This window comes from Leptospira limi (assembly GCF_026151395.1).
Lineage (GTDB): Bacteria > Spirochaetota > Leptospiria > Leptospirales > Leptospiraceae > Leptospira_A > Leptospira_A limi.
Genome location: NZ_JAMQPV010000004.1, coordinates 263347 through 270297, shown reverse-complemented (window position 1 = coordinate 270297; position 6951 = coordinate 263347). Strand labels below are relative to the sequence as shown.

Genomic DNA, 6951 nt, shown 5'->3' with positions numbered 1-6951 from the left:
AAGCAAGAGCGTCAGTTCCCATGAATCCCACTTTCGCATAACCCATGTTAAGCCCGATCCGGAATTTCATATCATGCGCTTCTGGTATATAAGAATTATTTTTGATCCATTCTTTTTTGAGACCTTCTAACTTATCTCTCATTTCCACACTGGCAGAAACTGCTTTTAAACAATGATTCTCAACATCAAGAGGTGCATTAAATATTCCGACGATGGCATCCCCAATGTATTTATCTAAAACTCCATCATGTTGTTTAAGGATAAGTGTCATAGCTGAAAGGTATTCATTGAGTAGGTCAGCAAGTTCCTTCGAATTTAGTTTTTCAGAAATGGTACTAAAACCTGCAATGTCAGAGAAGAAAGCTGTGATCACTTTTTCACTTCCTTGTTTTAATTTTTCCAAATCCTTTAATGCTTCTCCCACAACAACAGGGTCCACCATACTTCCGAGAACCCCTCGCATTTTTTCCCTTTCTTTGAGACCTGAAACCATTTGGTTTAGGGCAACTGTAAGATTTCCAAATTCGTCATTCCCACCATCATCAAAATGTACGTGTAAATTCCCTTGGCCTACATCTTCCGCACTTCGTATGATTTTTCGTATTTTTTGTACGACAACCCCAGAGATAAAAATCGCGAATAAAATCGCAACCAAACAGATTGTGATCGCAGTGAATACAATTTGGTTTCGATTGTCTTTGATGGCACGGATCCCATCTGTTCGATCCACTAACGTTCGTATGAGTCCCGAAAAGTTATCACGTAACACCATCAACGGAACATTCTCAGCTTCTAATAAATGTGTTCCATCTAACTTCCACATAATTTCTTCTGATTCACTTCGGGAATGACCAAAACTTCCATCCGGGAAGAGCTTTTTTAGTTCTTTTGTGGGAGTTTCTTGTTCTGCAGTGATGATCCATTTCCGAATGGCTTTCCAACGATTCCGTTGTTCCGCTCTCGCTTCAGGGTCTTGGTAGTATTTTTCATATTCTAAAGGATCTGTTTTAAACTTTAAGAGTATCCAATCTTCTAAAGTTACATCACGTAAACTTCGTAAAGACTCGATTTTTTCTTCTAATTCCTTGGAAATTGGATATCGCAATGAAACTTCGTCATAAATTTTTTCTCGATCTGAGACTAGTTCATTATACGATTTATAATAACTCGTAAATAATTTGTCTTTGGCAGGTGGAATAGGTGGTTTTGCATTTTTTAAGTATTGAATTCTTTCTCTTAATTTTGGGATGAGTTGGGAAAGTTCATTGGTGATTCGGTAATCTTCTTTGATCACTTCTCGATAATCACCTAATTTTGATTTGATTCCAATTAAATTAAAGGCACGTTTTGTTGAGTTTTGATGGCGGAATAGGGGAGAATGGAGTGCTTGGATTTCTCTTTCTCTCCACTCATAAACATACTGTTTTTCGTTTTCTTCAACCGATGTGATATCATCAGAGAGTTTTTGAAACGAATCTACCAAACTACTTTCCATTTGGTCAAAATGATCTATTTTCGCTAAGGGAGATGTATTATCAATAATTTGAGTGTCAAATGAGGCAATGGATGTTTCCCCTTGGATCATTGCTGAAATGGGGAATGTTTGGATTCGGAATAATTTAGTATCGAGTCCTAATTCTTCTAATTTTCTTTTTTTGGAGTCCGCATAAAACTTTGCAATGAACAGATCCAGTTTGGATTTATGATTCCGGATTTCCTTTTTTATGTTTTTGATATCGAGTTCCCATTTTGATTTTGCTTCATTTTCTTCGGGAGTAGGCTGTTTGATGATATCTAAGTACTTTTCTTCATTTTTAACATAGGCTGCCGCAAGATTGACTAACGTATTCCAATCTCGTTCGCTGATATTACGATTGGATGCTTCTCTTAGCTGTTGGCGAATTTCTCTTTCTAACAACGTTACATCATCTTTGGTTAAGTAGACCGAAAAAAATGTATCAAATTTCTTGAGAACTTTAGAAGAACCAAGGGAACCAAATAAATTGGTTTTGAATCCAAAAACAGAAACCGTTTTTTTCTTGGTAACAAGTTTTGCTGTTTGGTATTTTTTTAATTCTTCCTGCTGTTTTTCAATTCGCGATTTGAACTCTTCGATCCGAATTAAATTTTGGGAGATAGATTCAATCTCCATCACAAGACTTGCGATAAAGTTTTTTGAAACAGCGGCTTGTTTTTCATAACTTTCGGAAAGGATCGCTGTTTGTTGGCGGACGGTGATGATGGACAAAAGTAAAATGGTTAAGGCAATCAGAGTTCCTGTAAACCAAGCAAGTTTTGCACGAATCCCTTCCGATAGGATCTTCCAAAGGGATAACATTCCCGACTGAATCATTTTTAAAAATTCCATAGGCTCTACAAAAGAATAAAAAGGCAAAATGCAATTGCAAGATTTTTTGTCTTTCGACTTTAAGTTTGTTAGGTGAAGATAACAAACGAATCCTTCCCAAATCGATTCAAACAGCATTTTTGCTTGCTATTTTTCACTTTCTCGGTAGCGTTCTTTTATCCAATGTCTATCAATCGATTTGATTTAATCGCTATCGGGGGCGGTCCTGCCGCTCAAAAAGCTGCTATCCAAGCAAGCAAACTCGGCAAAAAAGCTGCTATCATTGAAAAAGATCCTTATTTGGGTGGTGGTTGTGTCCATTGGGGGACAATTCCCTCTAAATCTCTCCAGGAAACGAGCCGGTTCTACAGGAACTTAAAACTATCCAATCTACACGGATTACAATCCCCACAAACAACACAACTCACCCTCCAAGAGTTAATGTTTCGAGCCTCCACTGTCATCGAAAAAGAAGAAGATGTGACCCGGGAACAGATGATCCAAAACCGAGTCACAACACTCACGGGTTGGGGAAAAATTATAGATCCAAACCGGGTCGAAGTAACGGACTCGGCAGGAAGGAAAAAAGTTTACGAAACAGAAAACATTCTCATCGCAACAGGCAGTAGCCCAAGAAGGCCATTGAATGAGAACATTCCTTTTGAAGAAGGATTAGTTTACGATAGTGATGGTTTGTTTGCGATGAAAAAGATGCCGAGTACCTTGGCTGTGATTGGTGCTGGTATCATTGGTTCCGAGTATGCTACCATTTTTGCTCATATTGGAATCAAGGTACATCTATTTGATTCCCAAAATCGGATTCTAGGTTTTTTAGATGAAGATATATCCAATGAAATGACTCGGATCATGGAAAATGCAGGGATACAAATCCATGTTGATTCATCGATCACCAACTATAAAAAAATTTCCGATGAAGAAGGATTCGAACTCACAACAAACAAAGGTGAGGTGGTAAGAGTCAACCAAGTCCTAATTTCACGAGGAAGGCTTGGAAATGTTGATAATTTGGGACTGGAATCTGTAGGGATCATTCCAAATGACAGAAAACAAATCCAAGTGAATGAGAATTACCAAACCAATGTTCCCACAATTTACGCATGTGGAGATGTGATTGGATTTCCTAGTTTAGCATCAGTATCAATGTACCAAGGTGCTTATGTCGCAAAACATATGTTTGGTCATCCATCAGTTCCTGTTGATGCAGAAGAATTCCCAATTGGAATTTATACACTACCAGAAATTGCAACCATAGGCCCTACAGAAGAAGCTTTGAAAAAACGAGGGGTTTCCTACGGTGTTGGTCTTGCTAAATTTGATACTATCACTAGGGCTCAAATCAGTGGAGACCAAGTTGGTTTACTCAAAATTCTATTCGATAAACAATCGAGGCGGGTTCTTGGTGTTCATATCATTTCAGACAAAGCTACAGAACTCATAACACTTGGACAATGTGTTGTGAACCTAAAAGCTCCAATTGAGTATTTCACCGAACATATTTTCAATTACCCAACAATGATTGGTGCCTATAAAAATGCTGCCAATGATGCCCTTTTGCGCGAAAAATAATCTGAGTTTCTGAGAATCTGAGGTCTCCCAATTGTTTTCTTTTACAGAGAGGAATGGGATTTTACTTGTCAGAGACTCGGTTTTACGAACACATACAAGATTGTGTCCGACAATTCTGTCTCCATGAGTCAAATCTACGAAAGAAGTCATAAACGAATTTTTGACTTTCTTTATAAGTACACTCAAAACGCGGACACAGCCATGGATTTGATGCAAGACAGCTTTTTAAGTTTCCATAAACATTATGGCAATGCTGGTCTCTCGGAAGAGAAGTCCATCATGGTTTTGTACACCATCGCTCGCAATTTATCCATTAATTATGCTAAAAAATTTTCCACTTCTAGGGAAATTGCTTCTGATGAAATCGAATTCCACAGTCACAATCCCAAATTAGAAACAAAAGCGGAATACCAAGATTTGGAAGACCGGTTGTATTCTTTTCTGGGAGAACTTTCGGAAGATGAAAGGTCTGCTTTGTTACTCAAAAACGTTGAAGGATTCCAACTTGTCCAGATCGCCGAGATCTTAGGAGTTTCAGTTTCCACCGCCTCTAGGCTTGTCATCAAAGCCACTGAGAAAGTATTGGCCATAGCAAAAAGGGAAAATCTGGTTCCAGATTAAAACGAATGAGCGAATTAGAAGACCAAAAACACATAGAAGCGTTGGAAGCCCTTTTGCGAAAACCATCCAAAGTGACGGAGCAGGTGGAATTCCCAAATTGGGAAACTTTGGCTACACGTTCTCCTAGCCAAGAATGGAGTGGACCATCCTCTAGACCAAACAAAGTCCTATCCTTTTTTCGGAAACCAGCAGGGCTTACACTTGTTGGTGGGTCTAGTTTTGCCATCGCAGCAGCCATATTCTTTGCCTTTATCATCAAACCGAATCCCACTTCTAACGAGGTCTCTTCCTCGGCAGTGATGGAAAAAAAACGCGAGATTCTCTCTCCACTTTCCCTTTCTGTATCCCAAATTAAAGGGAAGGTTTTTATTTTCCCAGCAGGTAGTGTTACAAAAGTACCGTTGGTTGAAAAGTACCAAATCACTTCTGGAGATATTATAACAACGGAATTGGCATCCCAAGTAGACCTACAGTTTGAAACTGGTTCATGGTTACGAATCAATCCGCAATCGGAAGTCATTGTTCAGTCATTACAAAAATCCGATATGGGATCCTATTCACAAAAGTTCTCAGTGAAAAAAGGGAAACTTTTTGCATCTGTTTCTAAACTTTCGAAAGATAGTGAGTTTATTGTCCAAGCAGGAGAGCACCTTACACAAGTTCGCGGGACTATTTTTAGTATTTCCTTCGATGGTGTTATGGAAACGGTAGCGGTAAGAGAAGGATCTGTCGCCTTTGGTGATCTAATCCTAAATGCAAAGCAACAAGCAGTTGTTAAGCAAGGTGAGTCGTTCCCGATCATTGCTTCTCAAGTGAGTCCAAAAGAAGACAAGGAACTCAAAGCTTTTTATACCCAATCCATACTGGCCAAAGAGGCATTACTTTACCGTGAACATTCTCGTTTAGAATTGGTTCGTTTAGAGGATGGAACGGAATACCGAGGTGTGATTTTAGGACAATCGGAAACCCATCTCCACTTCCAAGGAATGGATGGAAAAATCGAAATCCCCATCAAAAACATTCTCGAAACCGAAAAAATCCGTTAAAAATCATAAGTTTTTTGACAAGATTTCCTTTATCTGAAAGGCTCTCTACCGAATACCTGTAAGACCATCAAAAGGAAATTATGCAAGAGAATCACAAAAAAAACTTTCGATTTCGTTATCTCATCGATAAAGAATTCCAATTAAAATTCTTAGCACATTATTCTCTTCTATTTATTTCTGGGGTGATTGTCACTCTTTTGTTCTTATATTGGTTGAACCAATCCAAATATGATGGTGGGGCTGTGTTCCGACTTCGTCAGGATGCACAAACCGTGTATTGGAAAGTCGAAAACGAAGATGCGGCACCTGGAGAAGCCAAAGAAAAGTTTGTGCCTCGGGAAATTTATCTACCCAATTACGACCACCAACTCAATTTATATACCATCCAATTTGATGCAGTAGTGACACTTTCAGTCTTATATTTATTGTTAATCACAGTTTTCTCCATTTTCAAATCGCATAAAATGGCAGGTCCTGTGTTTAGCATCAAACGTTCCTTACAGAGGATGGCTTCTGGAGACCCAATTGAAACCATTCGGATTCGAAAAGGGGATGAATTCCAAGAGTTAGTGGAAGTTTTGAATGAAGTGATCCAAAAGAGGATGAACGACCAAAACAAGAAATCTACATAATATTTCTATGTCACATGAAGGTCGGGGCGGCCCCCGCCCCGAATTGGGTGGTGGAGGAGGGCCTTGTGGGCTTTTTTCCCAAAACCACCACTAGCAGAATTCTAACAAATCGTCTATTCAAACCAACGCTTTTAAAAAAAATTACAAACAAAAGTTCATCTTTATCACTGATTCTGACTCTATTTCATCGTGTGATAGAACTTTCAATGTTGCAAAGCCAATTTGAATTCATTTTCTAAATTGGATACGATTCGTCACATGATTCCGATTGACTTTACTACATACATTCGTATACACTTTCTCCGATATGAAACAATCAGGAAAATCGATTATCTTAGGAATCATTCTTTTGGGGATGACTTTAGTGGCAAATTGCAACCAACCAACACTTGCTAAGCTCAATAAAGAAAATATCTTAGGGGCTGACGCAAAGGAAGCACTCCTCCAAGCTTCCAAAAGAATTGATGGAGTCAAATTTGCATCACTGGGAGTAAACTCATCGGGAGCTACAGCGTCTTCAGAGCTCCTCAATGGTATCTTGATTCCGATTCTTGCAGAAATTAATCCCGATAAATATTATAAACGCGATGGTGTGGACGCTTGCGTAAAGAATATTTATATTCTTGGATTAGCACTTCCGAATTATGCCTCTGTCGAACTTTCCTGCAAAATTGAGGAAGTGAAAACTTTCGATTTTTAAGAGTCCTTCGTCCAATGA

The 6951-nt window shown here is 38.8% G+C and carries 6 protein-coding genes; 5 read left to right on the top strand and 1 reads right to left on the bottom strand.

The window, feature by feature from the left end:
* The coding region (locus ND812_RS17915) for an adenylate/guanylate cyclase domain-containing protein (protein ID WP_322113710.1) at positions 1-2353 on the bottom strand (2353 nt) is incomplete at its 3' end.
* A 177-nt stretch (positions 2354-2530) separates the two neighbouring features.
* Here ND812_RS17915 and sthA point away from each other — a divergent pair.
* The 5 genes from sthA to ND812_RS17890 all read left to right on the top strand — a co-directional run bounded on the left by sthA (position 2531) and on the right by ND812_RS17890 (position 6933).
* Complete coding sequence (sthA, locus tag ND812_RS17910) at positions 2531-3934, top strand: Si-specific NAD(P)(+) transhydrogenase (protein ID WP_265376692.1); 1404 nt, start codon at positions 2531-2533, stop codon at positions 3932-3934.
* A 123-nt stretch (positions 3935-4057) separates the two neighbouring features.
* Positions 4058-4555, top strand: a complete 498-nt coding sequence (locus tag ND812_RS17905; protein ID WP_108961105.1) for an RNA polymerase sigma factor — start codon at positions 4058-4060, stop codon at positions 4553-4555.
* A gap of 5 nt (positions 4556-4560) precedes the next feature.
* A complete protein-coding gene (locus ND812_RS17900) occupies positions 4561-5601 on the top strand; it encodes a FecR family protein (RefSeq protein ID WP_265376691.1) in 1041 nt (346 codons plus the stop codon).
* Between the two features lie 80 nt (positions 5602-5681).
* Positions 5682-6233: a hypothetical protein gene (locus tag ND812_RS17895; RefSeq protein ID WP_265376690.1), complete on the top strand. Its 552-nt coding sequence runs from the start codon at positions 5682-5684 to the stop codon at positions 6231-6233.
* Between the two features lie 307 nt (positions 6234-6540).
* Positions 6541-6933, top strand: a complete 393-nt coding sequence (locus tag ND812_RS17890) for a TIGR04452 family lipoprotein (RefSeq protein ID WP_265376689.1) — start codon at positions 6541-6543, stop codon at positions 6931-6933.
* Positions 6934-6951 lie beyond the last annotated feature (18 nt).

Bases quoted from the DNA above. Each gene is read 5' to 3' on its own strand.
- sthA (WP_265376692.1), top strand. From the start codon at position 2,531: ATGTCTATCAATCGATTTGATTTAATCGCTATCGGGGGCGGTCCTGCC.
- ND812_RS17905 (WP_108961105.1), top strand. From the start codon at position 4,058: ATGAGTCAAATCTACGAAAGAAGTCATAAACGAATTTTTGACTTTCTT.
- ND812_RS17900 (WP_265376691.1), top strand. From the start codon at position 4,561: ATGAGCGAATTAGAAGACCAAAAACACATAGAAGCGTTGGAAGCCCTT.
- ND812_RS17895 (WP_265376690.1), top strand. From the start codon at position 5,682: ATGCAAGAGAATCACAAAAAAAACTTTCGATTTCGTTATCTCATCGAT.
- ND812_RS17890 (WP_265376689.1), top strand. From the start codon at position 6,541: ATGAAACAATCAGGAAAATCGATTATCTTAGGAATCATTCTTTTGGGG.